This is a genomic window from Vallitalea pronyensis (assembly GCF_018141445.1).
Lineage (GTDB): Bacteria > Bacillota > Clostridia > Lachnospirales > Vallitaleaceae > Vallitalea > Vallitalea pronyensis.
Genome location: NZ_CP058649.1, coordinates 6,094,730 through 6,112,405 on the forward strand (window position 1 = coordinate 6,094,730; position 17,676 = coordinate 6,112,405).

Genomic DNA, 17,676 nt, shown 5'->3' on the forward strand with positions numbered 1-17,676 from the left:
CTAACTATTTAGATAATGCAAAGCTTAACGGTCATAATCTTCAATAATATTACTTAAAGAAAAACATTTTCACTTGTGAATATTACTAATTGTCTATATACAAGTAATCTGACGATTTACTGTTCTTCAAAAGGCAGATAGTTTCTGTATGCACCGTATGCGGAAACATATCAACCCCCTGCACTTCCCTAACCGCATATCCACCATCACACAAAACCCTCACATCCCTTGCCATAGTCCCAGGATCACAAGACACATACACCACACGCTTTGGCTCCATAGCTATAATCGTATCCAACAACTCTTTATCGCACCCCTTTCTAGGAGGATCCACTACGATAACATCTGCTTTCACACCATCTTGGAATTGCTCCGTAATCACTCGTTCAGCTTTTCCCACATGGAATTCTGCATTGGTGATACCACTAAGTCTGGCATTCTCCTTAGCATCTTGGATGGCTTCTGGCACGATCTCCACTCCTAGAACCTTTTTGCAATGCTTTGCTAAGAATAAGGATATGGTACCAATACCACAATAAGCATCCCACACAACTTCTTCGCCAGTTAAATCGGCATACGCTAAAACCATGTTATAGAGTTTCTCCGTTTGTATCGGATTTACTTGATAGAAGGATAATGGTGATATCCGAAAAGCAATAGCACCGATATAATCCGTTATGGTTTCTTGGCCCCATAACATCCTAATGGTTTTGCCCATAATCACATTAGTTTTCTCTTTATTCATACTCACATAGATACCTGATACCTGCTCAATCTGTTGTAAGCTGGTAACAAGCTCTTCTTCATGAGGCAACTTATGACCATTTATAACGATACCTACCATGATTTCATTGGTATGATGGCTTATTCTTGTAACAATATGTCGAACAAGCCCTTGATGACGATGTTCACTATAAGGTGGAATGCCATAAGTCAACATATGGGCTTTTATGGTTTCTATAATGGTCCCATTAACAGGCTGTTGAATATAACATGTATCCGTTGTGACAATCTGATGGCTGCGCATGGCATAAAAACCAATATCTATACCCCCATCCATTGCCTCACCAACGGGAAATTGCACTTTATTGCGATAATAGTAAGGGTCGTCCATACCTATGGTCTCGTTGACAACCACATCTTTCATACCACCGATACGCTCTAACAGGTCTACAATCTTTTTTCGCTTATATGCCAATTGAGCCTTGTAAGAGAGATGTTGTATCTGACACCCGCCGCAACGCTTTGCAATGGGACATACTGGGTCCCTTCGATGTTCTGAAGGTTTTACAATTTCTATAAGTTTACCATAACCATAATTTTTTTTGGTTTTAATGACTTTTACTTTAACCTTTTCTCCTGGTAAGGCACCATCAACAAATAGGGTATAGCCGTTTATTTTACCAATACCTTCACCATGAATACCCAAATCATCAATGGTCATGTGGTAATATTCATTTTTTACAACAGGTAATGCTTGATTATTTTTTTTCATGATTGTCATCCTTAACTCTTTTATTTAGCTTGATGGCTTACTTCATTCGCCATAACATATTCCGTTATCCATAAAACAGGCTAAGTAAATATCTTTTCTACTTATGCACTGTGCATGAAAATACGGGCCATTCTTCTTGTAAAATGGCATATTGATATTCATCCCACCATATAGGTTGTCCCTTCTCATCTTTTATAAAACAAACACGTTTCATACTACAACCTTCTCGTTCCATGGATAAACGCTCTAATAATTTCCATGAGGGTGTATTATCAGGGTTGCATTTTGCAAATACCCGATGGACGCCAAGTTCATCAAAACCATACTGCATGACTGCTTTGGCGGCTTCTGTGGCATACCCATTACCATAGAACTTTGGATTGAAGATATAACCGATGGTCCATTCCATAAAATCCTTGGGCTGTACTTGACCAAAATACACGTGCCCAATCATCTTACCTATATCTTTTAATTCAACGGCCCACATGGTATCACCCTCGGAAAAATACTTAACTTTCTCCTGACAAGATGCATCTGAAGTGTCCCAATCCCTCTCATAAGTCATCACCGATTTTTGGGATACATATTCTTGAAGATCCTGCCAATCTTCTAGCTTAAATGTTCTCACCTTTAATCTTTTTGTTTCAATCAGCATGTTTACCTATCTCCTCATCTTCATGTATTTTAAAACCCCTAACTGCATGCATTTGGCTAGGGGTTTATTCATCACATCTATTGGTATCTGACACTTCTTATGTTATGATTCTCTCGTATACATTAATCTTAGAATTTTGTTCTTCTCACATTTGAATCAAAGATTCGCTGAAAACCTAGCCAGTTACCTTCTACCTCGCTGCCTTCAAGTAAATCTGTAAATGTACGCAGCTTTGCATCACAATTATCTGCAAAATGAAGGGCCAATGCTTCTATGGTCTGGGGTTTCTTAGGAGATCCGTATTCCAGTTCCCCATGATGAGCCAATATACAATGCTTCACCATGTTGCCTAATGCATCAGGAAATCCTACAATCTGTCTTATTTCATCGCTAATCCACTCAATGGTAATCACAATATGCCCAAGAAGCTGTCCCGGGTCTGTGTATTCAATAATTGGAAAAGCTGATAACTCGTTCATCTTACCAACATCATGGAAGAGTGCTGCTGTATAGAGAATGTCTTTGTTAATCATCGTGTATTGATTAGCCAAAAACTCACACATATTCAGTACACATAAGGTATGTTCCAGTAGGCCACCTAGATAACTGTGGTGCATGGTCTTAGCAGCCGTATGGCTTTTAAAAATACTAATAAAGTCTCTGTCTTCTATGAAAAATTTCTTCACTAAGGTGCTCAAATATTTATTTTCAATGGCATGTACATAAACCAGTAATTCTTCATACATCTCACCGATATCACGATTGGATACAGGTATGTATTCTCTTGGGTCATATTCACCCTCGCTGCTTTTACGTAATCGTCGAATATTCAACTGTATTGAATTTTGAAATGTAATAACTAGGGCATCAATCTTAATATACTCATGTTCATTAAAATCATTGATACCGTCATTAAGATCCCATATCTTAGCATCTACAACACCAGTTTTATCTTGTAATTTTAATGAATAATATGTTTTTCCTGCCCTTGTTTTTAAAACTTGCTTATTCACACACAGGTAATGTTCCTGTACCTGTTCGCCTTCTCTCAGGTCTGCTATGTAACGCATATAAAACTCCTTTCAATACCAAACAACTATACCAAGTATAGTATTTCACCTATATATCGATTGAAATAACCCTTTTTTCTGTATTTCCTTTACATTATACCCTATTTTGCTTGAAAAAAAAAGAAAAGCTTATCAATGTTTTTAAGTTGAAAAATCCAATAATCTTACTGTATCAAAAAAAACATCAAGCCAACGCTTATTCCTTCCTTTCGAATTTATAAAACAAAAAATAGGGCTGTTTCATCAAAGCAAAATACGTCAATAATTGTAAAAAACTTCTAGCCAACGAAATTGCTTCAATGAGACAGCCCCATCTTTTAACTTCCAATATTTATTTTTATACAACTATTCATTTCATTAAAGTCTTCAGGCTATATTTTGTTTATTTCATATAGCATATTATCTCATTGAGTACTCTTCATCAATGACATATGTATCCCTATGGGAACAACCATCAAAGTAATAATCGAAGTTGTTTAAATCTACTGCTATGATCTCCATATTACTTTCTTCATTGCTAATTGAATATAATATATGTCAATGTAAGCAACGTAATACAAGCTATGGCATTTGTTGTTATACTCATATAAAAGTACTTCAAACTTATTATACCATCTCTTTTTAACAGCATTGTGACCATTAACTCGCCAATGGATATAAGCGGTGCTAGTATATAAAAATATATTGTAAATAATGTAAACAAAACTGTAGCAAAATTCCAGACTATATTTTCTTCATTTATAAACAAAGTCGAGTCATATAAATATAGTAGAAAAAAACTGATAGCCATTATTGAGTTAATGATGCCAAATACAAGCGGTAGCTTGATGAATAAGCTGCTAGACAATTTATCTTGCTTTCTTTTTTTCCCATAGATCATGTAAAAAATACCACAAGACATACCGCCACCAATGACCAAAAATAATATCATAATTCCCATAATAACAATTCTCCTAGTTTATTGATTTCATAATCCATTAACCTCATCTCCTTTTTTAGTGTATCTTCATTATAGGAGATGCAATATGACAATAGCATGTCATATTAAATTTATAAGTTAATTATTTTCTAGTTTTATCTTTAAGTTCCTCTAGTTCTTATATGAATAAGATCGTTTACGAATCATGCTTTTGTATACTCAAAATCTTGTTCTTGAATAGACGACATATGGGCGTTTTTTAGCAGATTTTGGATAAGTTTAGTGAATGAGTTTATACCTATTTCATGATATAATATATTGCATATGACGGTTATCGATAATAATTAACGTGATACATATAATCATAGAAAGCGAGACTAACTGATGAAAAACATAGACCATTTACCCTACATAGAAGAACATGGAAAAGCTCTTGCAGGAGCTCTACTTACTTGGTATCAACAAAATAAACGTGATTTGCCCTGGCGTAAAAACCATGACCCCTATCGTATATGGATATCTGAAGTCATGTTACAGCAAACACAAGTGGATACAGTCATTGACTATTTCAATCGATTCATGGTCACCTTTCCTACCATTGAAGCTCTTGCAGGAGCAGATGAGGAGCAGGTGTTAAAAGCTTGGGAAGGTTTAGGTTACTATTCTCGTGCTAAACGCCTCAAACAAGCCGCTCAGGTAATGATGCTGGATTATGATGGTGCCTTTCCAACCACTTATGCTGAAACATTAAAACTGCCTGGTATAGGTCCTTATACCGCTGGTGCTGTAATGAGCATCGCTTATAATCTACCTGTACCTGCTGTTGATGGCAATGTACTTCGGGTATTTTCTCGGGTATTTAATGACGATCGTGATATTGGGGATATGAAAACCAGAAAAGCTTTTGAACATATGGCAAAAGCACTGCTGCCAGAAGATAGCCGTCACTTTAACCAAGCCCTTATGGAACTTGGTGCTACGATATGCACCCCTAAAAATCCTCGGTGTGAAGCTTGTCCCATTCATGCATTATGTCGAGCTAAGGCATCACTAAGGCAAAAAGATTTACCCGTTAAAAAGAAGCGACAGAAGAATATTCCTCTTGAAATGGAAGTGGCTTTGGTCCGACATGATCATCATACACTTATTGTAAAACGTTCAAGTGAAGGCCTCCTAGCTGACTTATGGGGATTTCCTATTGTGAAAAGAGACGAAGCACTTCAAGATGGTATGAGTATTCATGATGAACTGGAAGAGTTTCTTGGTGTTAAGGTTAAACCCACTGGGGAAATAAAAAAAGCCAAGCATGTATTTTCCCATCGTACTTGGCATATGACACTCTATGCTTTTGACATTGACCATAAAGTTAGACCCCACTTTCCTCAAGTTGAGTGGATCGACCTCACCAAAGAATCGGATTTTCCTTTACCCACTGCATTTAAAAAATTAATCGTACATATGTAATATGAAAAGACCCATGACTATAGCTTTCTACTGTCGTAAGCCCAGTGGAGTAAAGCTTGACGTTGTTTTTTCCGGCAGGTAAGGTCATAAGGCATGCAATTCTTTTTAATAGCCCCTATATGTCTTTTCATGGCTTTCCAACGCTTTATTTGTCGCTGGTCTTCCTCAGGAAGCCTACGTCCATGATAATAACGGCAATACCATTGGAACCAGCCTCTCGGGTCAGCAGGGTGAATCCAGCCTTTTCGTTGCCAATGGCTTAAGGGCAGTGAGGCATCAACTTGAAAGTAATTGAGCTGAACGTTTTTATGGGATGGTGATAATTTGGCATGATCAAACCATTCAGAAGGAAATTCCTCCGTACAATCCGTTAAGTATTTGCCTCCAAAAACACCCAATTCCAGCATTTTCTTTGGGGAAAGATCTGGTGTAAAAATAGGATCAAAATTCTCCCCAATGGGTTCTGTTAAATGGTAATATCCTTTTTGCATTTTGTCATTAATGATTACTTTTTTATACATAAAGCTCCTCAATATATTAAAAACATGTTAATAGCTACAAAGACATCAGTATCATTATACTACAGGACAAATAAAAAACAACGAGCAAAAGAGGCTACGCCTCGTTCCGCAAAGGGGATTTGTCCGTTAGGAAAGTTTCATTAGCACAAATGAAAATGATTCTATCTCATTTGTTAAATTGAGAACTTTCCTATAGATAAACAAAGGGGACTGTTATGCAACAGTCCCTCATTTATCTTATAACATTTATTCTATCTCATTTTTCATAAATAAACTTTGCCATCATGTGATATGTCTTATATCACACAATTTCCTTATGGCTGCAAAGTAATACTTCTTCTATCGGATAATTTAACCTTTAATGGAATCTGTACAAACTTATTACCTTGTTTACGGTTAACTTTTACACTGACTGTATCACCAACTTCATATTTCTCCAATTCAGCGGATAACTCATCAAAGTTGAAGATGGTGACGCCATTAAATTCAAAAATAATATCTTCAGGTTGAATACCACCTTTATCAGCCCCACTATTAGGCTCTACTTGTTTAACAAGTACACCAATTGGAATGTTATAAGCTTCTGCCATACTTTCATTGATATTTATACCACTGATACCCAGTACAGGACGTTTGACTTGGTTCATAATATCTTCAATAACATCCTTAGCTTCTGTAATAGGTATAGCAAATCCCATACCTTCTACTTCGGTAGATGCTAACTTAATGCTGTTAATACCGATAACTTCACTTTTTGAATTGACTAAAGCACCACCGCTGTTACCAGGGTTTATGGCTGCATCTGTTTGGATATATTGAACATTTTTATCAACAGAGCCCAGTGAACGGTTAAGAGCGCTAATATAACCCACTGTAACGGTATCACCTTTACCTAATGGATTACCAATAGCAACGGCTAATTCACCCACTTTTAGTTTACTTGAGTCGCCAAGAGTGGCAATACGAATATTATCTAATATGTCTTTTTTCATGTCTTTTTTAGCAACAGATAGTACGGCCAAATCATAATCTGGTTCATACCCTACTAAACTAGCAGAGACACTTTCAGATTCATTAAAGGAAATATCCACCTTCTTAGCATTGTCAATGACATGAAAGTTGGTCACGATTAAAATGTCTTCATCCGTCTCCTTGAAAATAATGCCTGACCCTGCTGCGCCTGGTTGATCAAATTGATTATTAAACCAATCTCTTGATGACACCGTTGTGATAATGGTCACGATGGATGGCCTTACATTTTCAGCAATCTCAATGACAGGTGATACATAATAGTTTTTGGATGTATCCGTTAATCTACTATCTAATTCTTGTAAGTTATTGTCACCATTTGCATCGGTAGTGGTTCTTGTTAGGTTTGTATCGTCTTCAAAAGAAAAATTGGAATCATTGGATTTGTCATTGGTATCTGACCCAAGATATTTCTCTACAATTGGTTTGGTAAAAACCGATCCCACTTGAAAAGCCCCGCCGCATAACACAGCAATGAGTAAGAATGCTACAACTTTTCTAAATACATAAGGCTTTCGCGTCTTTCGGTCATTTTTAACTGTCTCTTTAAAGCAATGACTTTGATAGGTTTGTTGTCTGCTTTGTACAGGCACGTAATCATGCTCTACGCCATGTGCTTTGTTATCATGCCTATATGCTTCTTGTTCCTGTCTATGATAAGTAGGTTGTGTTCTTGATATGTTGTCATCTTCTCTATCATCTGTAAAGTTATTTGTTTGTGTACCTGTATGATTAACTGTTTCATTAATTGGTCTGTCATCTGGCTCTGGTTTGGGATTAGAATGTAAATTGTTGTCATGATAATCTTTGAATTCACTCATACGCTTTATCCTCCAAATTCATTTTTCTCTTAGTCATAAAAGTGGCCTGCTTTTATACTTATTTTCGCTTTCTATATTATAGATTATACGCATTATGTTTGAATAAAATATGAACACACTGTTAATAATTTTGAATGATTTAACAACAATTAAAAACCATCTACACTTAATGGCTATATAGATGGCAATAGGGCATCTTTATTTATTTTTTTTCTCCAACATGTCGTTCTCTGGCTGAGGTAAAGACTGGCGATGCTTCATGTGACAATTACCATCAATTAAAGCACCTTCGTCAATGATGATACTACTTGTATGTATATCGCCGGAAACACGACTTGTCTTTGTGAGATGCAATTGACCTGTGATGTTAAGGTTTCCTTGAATCTGTCCAGCTACCAATAAGAAATCTGACACAACATTTCCCTCAATATAACCACTTTCCCCAACAACTAAACTGGCTTCGATCTCCATGTCTCCATAAAACTTCCCATTAACTTGTACTGAACTCTTAGATTTTAATGTCGCTGATTCTAATATGGTTTCTTTACCGATAATGGTTGCTGGCTTGTCATAGCTAGCTTTTTTCTTTTGTTTCATGTGTATAGTCTCCTTATTCCAAATATTTATCAAGTATTTCTATAACAAAATTCGATCAAGTACATTTTTCCTTCTTTATATCATACCATAATTCCATGAAAATATCATCTTCTTTTTAGTACTTCTACACTAATTACACATGGCTTTCCCATGATACCTATGACGGAGTTTATAGTCCATTGTTCACAGATAACAACACCTCTTATTTTACTTTTACATCATAACCTTTATCTTTTAAAACACTTAAAATGGCTTCGATATGCTCATGACCATTGGTCTCAACGGTAATTTCAAGCTCAACCTCCATAAAACGATCCACTTCTTTTAATTGATTATGGTCAAGCTTAATCACATTGGCATGAATGCCCGCTAATATCTCAGATATTTTTAATAGCTCTCCTGGCTTATCCGTCAAATCTACTGAGAAACACAGAATGCGACCTCGATAGCAGAGACCTTTATTTATCATGGCAGACATGGTTAGTACATCAATATTACCACCACTGACCACACTGACTACATGCTTATCTTTTATCTTTAATTTTTTTAGGGCAGCAAGGGATAATACCCCTGCATTTTCACCGACTAATTTATGTTTTTCCAATAATAATAAACAGGCTTCCATAATCTCAAAATCCGATACCGTGATGATGTCGTCTACATATTCTTGAATCATGGCAAAGGTCATATCGCCAGGTTTTTTAACAGCTACACCATCTGCTATGGTATGGACATCATCCAGACATATAATGGTATTTTTATCCAGGGATTTTTTCATGGCCATAGCACCTTCTGGCTCTACACCAATGATTTTGACTTCTGGTTTTCTCTCTTTAATGGCTTTCGCTATACCACTAATGAGTCCACCACCACCAATAGGTACAAGGACATAATCCACAGCATCTAACTCATCCATAATCTCCAGACCAATGGTGCCTTGTCCTTCTATCACATCAGCATCATTAAATGGATGGACAAAAATATAGCCATTTTCTTTTTTAAGTGCCATGGCTTTTTGATAAGCTTCATCATAACAATCACCATGAAGAATCACCTTGGCACCATACTTTTTAGTGGCTTCTATTTTGATAAGGGGTGTGGACTTTGGCATAACAATGGTAGCGTGAACACCTAACTTATGAGCAGCTAAGGCTACTCCCTGGGCGTGATTCCCTGCCGATGATGCAATAAGCCCTTTGTTTCTTTCCTCAAGGGATAACTTACTGATTTTATTGTAAGCACCTCTTATTTTAAAAGCGCCAGTTGCTTGTAGATTCTCTGGTTTTATGTAAACATTATTACCGCATTCCTTACTAAAAATCTTACTGCCTATTAAGGTTGTTTCATAAATAATACCTTTTAATCTTTCTTTTGCAGCATCAAAATCCATGGTGTGTTGTGCTGTGCTATTAAAGTCCGTCATGTTGTTATCCTCCTAGTCATCATGTGCTCAACAAGAGAATCCTATGCATGGCATAAGATTCTAATATGTAAGCATGGTCATTTTAGACCTGATATTAGGACTGTCTCATCAAAGCAAATCATATCCATATTAATATGAAGATAAAAGAGATTATTGCTTTCATAAGATGGCCCCAACTGTATTCAATCTTAATATCTCTATCTCAACCTTATGTTCCATTGGTATTGTATGCTTCTTATTGCTTCATACATTATAGCATATTTTTTTAGGATTATCCTAATTATTTAGTTTTAGTCCTTTATCCTTAAGCAATTATACCTAAGATAGGATATTAATAGAACAATACCATGACATAGCGTCTTGCCAAGTTGTTTTCGTTAAGAAGTACCTTAACTCATATAAAAATACTTGTAGTTTATATCCTTATTTCAACGATATTCATATAAGATACAGAAAAGCACCCCTTATATATTGCTTATTCACCAATATATAAGGGGTGCATCTATAACTATCACTATTCCTTTTATCGTGACTGTTTATCATAGCATAATGAAGTACAATCACCATCATCAAGCTTAATCATTTCCTAAGATTACTTAGGATGAAGCACGATGTTCTTCCTATCAACTACCTTGCTAACCAACCACCATCAACAGCCATTGTATAACCTTGTACGTATCGTGAAGCATCTGATGCTAAAAATACCACTGCACCTTGTAAGTCTTCAATGTTACCCCAACGACCTGATGGAATTCGTTCTAGAATCGCCTTATTTCTTGCCTGATCTGCCCGAAGGGCAGCTGTATTATTTGTAGCCATGTAACCGGGTGCAATGGCGTTAACGTTAATATCATGTTTTGCCCATTCATTTGCCATCGCACGTGTAATACCCATAACACCTGATTTACTTGCGGTGTAGGAAGGTACACGAATACCACCTTGGAACGACAACATGGAAGCAACACTAATGATGTTACCTGGTGTACCTTGTTTAATAAATTGCTTAGCCGCTGCCTGTGCAAAGAAGAAGACCGTTTTTAAGTTCAGATTTAACACATCATCCCAATCTGTTTCCTTGAAATTAATGGCATCTTCTCGACGAATAATACCTGCGTTGTTAACCAATATGTTTAATTGACCAAATTTACTAACTGTCTCCGCTATAATGCCTTCTATTGGGTCTGTTGTCATTAAGTTGGCAACGATACCGTGGAAAACAGCCCCTCTTTCTTCTGCTAACTTGGCTGTATCTGTCATTTCCACATAATCAACACCTACAACTGTGGCTCCTGCTTCCAATAAACCTAATGTCATACCTTGACCAAGTCCTGTACTTGCACCTGTTACAATGGCAACTTTACCATCTAAATTAAATTGATCTAATATCATGTTTTTCCTCCACCACTTATATTTTTTCTAACACTTAACGAGCACTTTCATGCCTTGCTGATCCGTATCCATGCCATCAAGTATGTCTTGTAGTTCTTCCAAAGGTGCTACTTTTGTAATGAGCTTATCAAAAGAATAGTCATTCTTAGCCACTAAATCAATGGCCAAGTCATAATCAATATCTTCATATACTCTTGCCCCAATTAATTCCACTTCTCTTAACCACATTTGTTTTAAGTTAACTTCTGCAGGTTGGCCGTAGATGCCCACAAGCACCACTTTACCTCTTGTTTTAACGACTTCTGTCATGACCATAGCACCTGGTTTTGAACCGGATACTTCAAAGCATACGTCGGCACCAACACCATCCGTCCATGTATTGACATAAGTTACCAAGTCTTTCTCAGTTGGGTTCACCGTATCAATACCTAAATCCTTAGCAAATCCTAATCGGAATGGGTTAATCTCGGAAATAACCACATCCGCACCAAAGCTTTTAGCAACTAATGCTACCAAAATCCCAATAGGACCACCACCGATGACAACAGCTTTATCACCTGCTTTTAATCCAGAACGGTTCACATCGTGAACAGCTACAGCTACAGGCTCTACTAATGCTGCATTTTTTAAATCCATATCTTGTGGGATTTTATGAATGGTTGAGGCAGGTACAGTCCAGTAAGACTGCATGGAACCATCTGTATCAACACCCATGAAGTTTAAGTTGTAACAAATATGGCTCATACCATGTTGACATGCATAGCACGCACCACATGGATCAAGAGGTCTAACAACAACTTTATCACCAATACTTAAACCGGATACATCACTTCCTACAGCCTCAATGACCCCAGAACACTCATGTCCCATAATATGTGGTTTTCCAACTCTTTCATCCATGACACCATGGAAAATATGTAAGTCCGTACCGCATATACCTGAATAAGCAATTTCTACGGTTACTTCATTGGCTTTTGGTGCCTTTTTACAACCTTCTACAACCGAAATCTTTTTGTTTCCTTCATATCGTGTTGCTGTCATATATCTTTTCCTTTCTTTATCCTATCTTTGTCATCCTTAAATATCATCCATCACATGACTTATTCATTCATTACTTAAAAAAGTTATTCTATACGATGTATCGTTAATCATTAACATATCCTTATCATATAATATTAATTGTATATTGTCAACAATATACAATTAATTGTTTTTCTTTTATGCTTAACTTTTTTTCTATGCTTCATGGTAAAATTAGGCATGACAAATTATCTCCATACATATGCTGCTGTTTCTATTGAATATGGTTCAACAGAAAAACATCCTATGGAAAGTTTTTTTCGTTAATAAAACATCCTTACCCCAATAAAAATACTTCTGTTTTATATGCTTAATTCAGAGACCTTACTTAATTTTGGATAAAAAAAATCATCTCATGGTAGCCATAAGATGAATAGAATCAATGCCATATAATCTGTTTTTCATATGCGTTCATCAGTTGAGTTAATGCTGTTACCAATTGGGGACGGTTTGCTTTTCTTGATTTCAGATAATGCCAAATAACCGTACCTATTTCCAGCCTTTTTTCATCATCCCCTTTTATGACGGAAGGATTAACGGCATGATTGACCGATTCATAGGTGTTGATAAAGTATCGATTTGTTTGTTGATTATTTTCTTTATTAAACCATCGTTCTTTATAGAGGGGATGTCCATCAAAATCAACAATCATGTGATCTTGCACCTCTTTTGACGTAATCATCCTCAGAAAATCTGCTGCCATGTCTTTGTGTTTGGATTCTATGGTAATACCTAAGCCACTGCTATAGAAAATGCCATTGGTTACCTGTTCATGATGAGCCGGTATATCACAAAAATCAATCAAGTTTTTTCGGTAGCCATCCTTACTATAATTAGCATTCCCTATAATCATAGGTGTATAAACAATATCGTCTACAGAGCTCATACGACTATACAGTTCAAGCATGGACATATGAAAACCGCTTGGGTCAATATAGTGAATCAGTTCTTCAAAAAAAGCTAATGCCTCACTGACTTCTGTTTCGCCAATTATAAATGCCTCGGCATGTCCTCTATGAAAACCACCTATATAACAGCGAAATGCATCATATAGATTCCAAGGTTTTAAGGACATCATTACCCGCATTTTATTGGGCAGTGCTTTACAAAAATGGAGTACTTCCATCCATGTTTTGGGTACATCCATTCCCAGATTCTCCATTAAATCTGCCCGATAGGCACCAACGAGAGATGTTACGGTAAAAGGCAGTCCATACTGATGCCCGCCTTGTGCGTATGCTTTAAAACTATTGCCCACGGCATGTTTCTTTAAGTTATTAATGGTACTTTCATGAATAATATCTTCAAGAGGCATCAATATACCTGTTGATATAATGGATGCCATGTGCAGGTTTTTAAACAACACAATATCATAATGATTCACATTAGCGCTAAATAACTCGCTATGATAGGCATCCAATGAGCGATAGCACCATTCAATTCGACTATCTGGATTGTTAACTTCGAATAAATTGGATAATGCTGCTATGGTATCTGTATGCCAATGATTATTCCAAGTTAAACCTTTTAATATGGTCATTGCTCCTCCTTATCCCATGCTGTTAAAACAACATATCAAGTCCTTTAATAGTATTATACAGAACAATGGCCACAATCACCATTAAAATTATTTTGATGGTTTCAATTTTTTTTGTTTTCTTATGCATTGTATTTAAAAAACTTTCTAAATGGCGTATAATAGAACAAATATATGGACAAACATATAGGAGCAAATAGCGTACTCCATAAAGGTTGGTTAACATGATGAAAAAAAAGCTGAAGACATGTAAAAGAAACCTATCCATTCAAAAGAGAATAACCATCTCCTGCCTCATGGCTGGCATTATCCCTTTGCTTATTATTGGTAGTGTATGGATAGTTAACACCTTACGCGCATCAAAGGAAAGTTATTTAACATTAAGTGAATCTGCCTTGCATCATATAGACATAAGATTGCAATCCCTTGTTGAAATGGCTGAATCAACTGCTTTGGAAATAGCCAATGACCCCATCATTCATCATGCATTAACCCATGAAGCTGTTGATGACGCTATAAGCAACGTCTATGACATAGATACTTATCTTCATCACAAGCAGACTTACAATGATCATCTATCGGGTATCTATATCCTAAGTCAGAACCTAACTGCTTATGGAAGTCACCATGAAGAAAGGACTCATGATGATGTTACACAGGCCTGGTGGTATCAACGTATTAAAAAGACCACTGAGCCTACTTGGTTCTCCACACCTACCCATGCCTTAGCTATAGAAACTAATGATAACATAGCTATATCCCTCGGTGTTCCTATTGTTCATAAAGAAAACAGTGAACTTCTAGGTATCGTATACATGGACATGGACATGAAGGTCATGGATGACATCTTACAATACCCAATGGATAACATGGAACAGATTATTGTTCTAGATGATCACCATACTATGATGATGGGTTCTAATGGTATCCATGATAGGGATGCACGAACCATCAAGAATGCTTTGGATCTGGCAAAGGATTATGAGCCTATAACCCTTACAATAAATGATCAAAAAAAACAACTCCTAAGAAAACCCCTGCCCATCCACCATTGGAGCATCATTGGCATTGTATCTCCTAACCCTATGGATACAAACAACACGTTGGCTATTATCTTTCTGATATGCCTTGTTGTTCTTATCATCGTACTGACTTACTATGTTTCAAAACGAATAGCAGGAACCATAACAACGCCCATCCACCATATGCTCCACCAAATGAAAGCAGTGGAATCAGGTCATCTGGATGTACATGCAAAGGTCTATTATAACGATGAAATGGGAGCGTTAACCAAAGGGTTCAACACCATGACCAAACATCTCACCAAGTCCATGAAAACCGTTGTTCAGGAACAGCAGCAACTTAGAAAATATGAATTTAAAGCCCTTCAATCCCAGATTAATCCCCACTTTTTGTACAACACACTGGATTCGGTGGTCTGGCTTGCCAGAATGCAGCAATACAAAGATATTATTGATGTGGTAACCTCCATGACAAGGTTATTTCGAATCAGTTTAAGCCGGGGCAAACATATCATTACCATTGAAGAAGAAATTGACCATGTGACCAGTTACTTAATGATTCAAAAATATCGCTATCGGACACATTTTGATTATGATATTCGTGTATCGGAAGATATCTACCAATACAAAACCTTAAAGCTGTTGTTACAGCCTCTTGTAGAAAATGCCATTTACCATGGTATCAAATTAAAAAGAGATGGAGGACATATAGCCATAGAAGGTTACGCATCACAGGATAAGATCATCTTCAAAGTGTCTGATACAGGACTTGGCATGACTAAAGAAACCCTTCATGCTATTCATCAATCTTTTGAAACCAATACAGACAGTGGTGTCACCATGTACGGTATTAAAAACGTTCATGACCGAATCAAACTATACTTCGGCAACAACTATAGTCTGACATACGAAAGTGAACTGGGAAAAGGAACCACTGCCATTGTGACCCTGCCAAAATATATGGGAGATGAAAAAGATGCTAAAAACAGTTATCATTGATGATGAGGACTTAATACGAGAAGGCTTAGAATCCATGATTCCATGGAAAGACATGGGTTTTGAACTGGTTGGGTCTGCAAAAGATGGTGAAGAAGCCATTGGCCTATTGCAACGGACACATCCTGATGTGATTATAACGGATATTCGTATGCCTTTTATGACGGGTCTTGAATTAATTGAATATGTGAAGCCTATGCTTCCTCATGCTTTTATTATCATCATCAGTGGCCATGATGAATTTCATTATGCGCAAAAAGCCTTGCAGTTAGGTGTCTATGATTTTATTCTTAAGCCCTTTGATTTGGAATATTTTCAAAAGATTCTTTCAAAAATAAAGTATGACTACACCTTAAACAAAGTAAACACCAAGTCCATACCTGCAGAAGACCTTTTTCATTTACAGACACGGGTCATTGAATCCATTATGCTGCATAAACTGGCTATGGTTGATGCAGCCAGTAAATTATCCTCTTATGCCTTAACGGATATTCTAGATCACCATTATGCTGTCATCTACCTTCAAATTGACAATTATCATCTTACCATTGCCGATTATACCTTTGACCAAATCAACGAACTGCATCGTCATTTTTATGGTTTAATCAAGGACGTCACACCACCATCCAAAAAACAATTTATCTTTGAGGGCAATGGAGGCGATGCCATACTGGTTATTAACGGTATAACCTCTAACGAAGTCGTCATGCGAAAGGACAAGATTATCCATCAATTAAGGCAGAAATTGGATACACAATTTAAGCACACCATTACTATTGCCTATAGTCGCATATTAAAGCATCTTGAAAGTCTGCCAACTGCCTATCAGCAAGCTTCCCAAGCTGCTAATCAACGTTTTGTTAAAGGCTATAATCGTACCATTTCCTATGAGGAGACGCCACGTATATCCCAAAACAGCAGCCAAGAAATGCGTTATGCCACCATTGGATTCCAACAGGATGAATTTGTTCACTACATGAAAAATGAAGAGGCGCAAGCCATAACTACCTATATGGACAACATTATAGACAACATTGTGGATAGCGGTTATAACTTATCCATCTATATCACCATGTTTGCTACAACCATATTTACTGAGATTATCAGTCTCCTTAACACCTATAATTTATCCATCAGCGATATATATGATGACCCGTTATTACTCTATAAAAAGCTTGCTCTATCACAAAATATTTTTGACATCCAGCCTACCATATATGACCTGCTTATGCAATCCGCTGACTATCTCCAAAATCAAAACGCAACGTCTTATGACACCCGCATTAAAGAAGCCATTGTCTATATTGAGAAGCACTATAATGCTTATGATATAACCTTGCACCAAGTAGCTGAAAAAGTAAACATGGGAGTATGCTATTTCAGTACCATGTTCAAAAAAGAAACAGGTAAATCCTTTATTAATTACTTAACAGATATACGGATCCACCATGCTAAGAAGCTCTTTGAAACAACGGATTATATGACTTATGAAATCTCCTACATGGTAGGGTATAATACGCCTACCTACTTTAGTACCTTGTTTAAAAAGAAAACAGGCATTTCACCTTCCAACTACCGGAACAGCCTGAATAAAAAGAACAACAAAACTACCTAATGGACATGGGAATGACCAAAAGGTAGTTTTTATTATGAATCAC

Annotated in this window: 14 protein-coding genes; 3 read left to right on the plus strand and 11 right to left on the minus strand. The window is 36.7% G+C overall.

Going from position 1 to position 17,676, the window contains the following annotated elements; all coding sequences use genetic code 11:
- Positions 1 to 85 precede the first annotated feature (85 nt).
- From rlmD to HZI73_RS25420, 4 genes are all read right to left on the minus strand, one after another.
- Positions 86 to 1,495, minus strand: coding sequence for a 23S rRNA (uracil(1939)-C(5))-methyltransferase RlmD (gene rlmD, locus HZI73_RS25405; RefSeq protein ID WP_212696126.1), 1,410 nt, complete (start codon positions 1,493 to 1,495; stop codon positions 86 to 88).
- A 97-nt stretch (positions 1,496 to 1,592) separates the two neighbouring features.
- A complete protein-coding gene (locus HZI73_RS25410; protein ID WP_212696127.1) occupies positions 1,593 to 2,150 on the minus strand; it encodes a GNAT family N-acetyltransferase in 558 nt (185 codons plus the stop codon).
- 128 nt (positions 2,151 to 2,278) lie between these two features.
- Positions 2,279 to 3,220, minus strand: a complete 942-nt coding sequence (locus tag HZI73_RS25415) for a 3'-5' exoribonuclease YhaM family protein (protein WP_212696128.1) — start codon at positions 3,218 to 3,220, stop codon at positions 2,279 to 2,281.
- Positions 3,221 to 3,737: 517 nt separating this feature from the next.
- Entirely contained in the window at positions 3,738 to 4,160 is a 423-nt protein-coding gene (locus tag HZI73_RS25420) for a hypothetical protein (RefSeq protein WP_212696129.1), read from the minus strand.
- Between the two features lie 363 nt (positions 4,161 to 4,523).
- Here HZI73_RS25420 and mutY point away from each other — a divergent pair, with 363 nt between their 5' ends.
- A complete protein-coding gene (gene mutY / locus HZI73_RS25425; RefSeq protein ID WP_212696130.1) occupies positions 4,524 to 5,603 on the plus strand; it encodes an A/G-specific adenine glycosylase in 1,080 nt (359 codons plus the stop codon).
- Between the two features lie 17 nt (positions 5,604 to 5,620).
- Here the strand turns inward: mutY and HZI73_RS25430 are convergent, their stop codons facing one another.
- From HZI73_RS25430 to HZI73_RS25460, 7 genes are all read right to left on the minus strand, one after another.
- Positions 5,621 to 6,124, minus strand: a complete 504-nt coding sequence (locus HZI73_RS25430; protein ID WP_212696131.1) for a hypothetical protein — start codon at positions 6,122 to 6,124, stop codon at positions 5,621 to 5,623.
- A 314-nt stretch (positions 6,125 to 6,438) separates the two neighbouring features.
- Positions 6,439 to 7,974 carry a S1C family serine protease gene (locus HZI73_RS25435; protein WP_212696132.1) on the minus strand — a complete coding sequence of 512 codons (1,536 nt, stop codon included), beginning with the start codon at positions 7,972 to 7,974 and terminating at the stop codon, positions 6,439 to 6,441.
- Between the two features lie 198 nt (positions 7,975 to 8,172).
- Positions 8,173 to 8,571 (minus strand): bactofilin family protein, encoded by a 399-nt coding sequence (locus HZI73_RS25440; protein WP_212696133.1) that lies wholly within the window; start codon positions 8,569 to 8,571, stop codon positions 8,173 to 8,175.
- 202 nt (positions 8,572 to 8,773) lie between these two features.
- Entirely contained in the window at positions 8,774 to 9,994 is a 1,221-nt protein-coding gene (ilvA, locus tag HZI73_RS25445; protein ID WP_212696134.1) for a threonine ammonia-lyase, read from the minus strand.
- Between the two features lie 627 nt (positions 9,995 to 10,621).
- Complete coding sequence (gene kduD, locus HZI73_RS25450; protein WP_212696135.1) at positions 10,622 to 11,383, minus strand: 2-dehydro-3-deoxy-D-gluconate 5-dehydrogenase KduD; 762 nt, start codon at positions 11,381 to 11,383, stop codon at positions 10,622 to 10,624.
- A 27-nt stretch (positions 11,384 to 11,410) separates the two neighbouring features.
- Positions 11,411 to 12,424, minus strand: coding sequence for a zinc-dependent alcohol dehydrogenase (locus HZI73_RS25455; RefSeq protein WP_212696136.1), 1,014 nt, complete (start codon positions 12,422 to 12,424; stop codon positions 11,411 to 11,413).
- Between the two features lie 418 nt (positions 12,425 to 12,842).
- Positions 12,843 to 14,003, minus strand: a complete 1,161-nt coding sequence (locus HZI73_RS25460; RefSeq protein ID WP_212696137.1) for an ABC transporter substrate-binding protein — start codon at positions 14,001 to 14,003, stop codon at positions 12,843 to 12,845.
- A gap of 221 nt (positions 14,004 to 14,224) precedes the next feature.
- Here HZI73_RS25460 and HZI73_RS25465 point away from each other — a divergent pair, with 221 nt between their 5' ends.
- Positions 14,225 to 16,021, plus strand: a complete 1,797-nt coding sequence (locus tag HZI73_RS25465) for a cache domain-containing sensor histidine kinase (RefSeq protein WP_212696138.1) — start codon at positions 14,225 to 14,227, stop codon at positions 16,019 to 16,021.
- Positions 15,999 to 17,633, plus strand: a complete 1,635-nt coding sequence (locus tag HZI73_RS25470) for a response regulator (protein ID WP_212696139.1) — start codon at positions 15,999 to 16,001, stop codon at positions 17,631 to 17,633. The genes HZI73_RS25465 and HZI73_RS25470 overlap by 23 nt, the downstream gene beginning before the upstream one ends.
- Positions 17,634 to 17,676 lie beyond the last annotated feature (43 nt).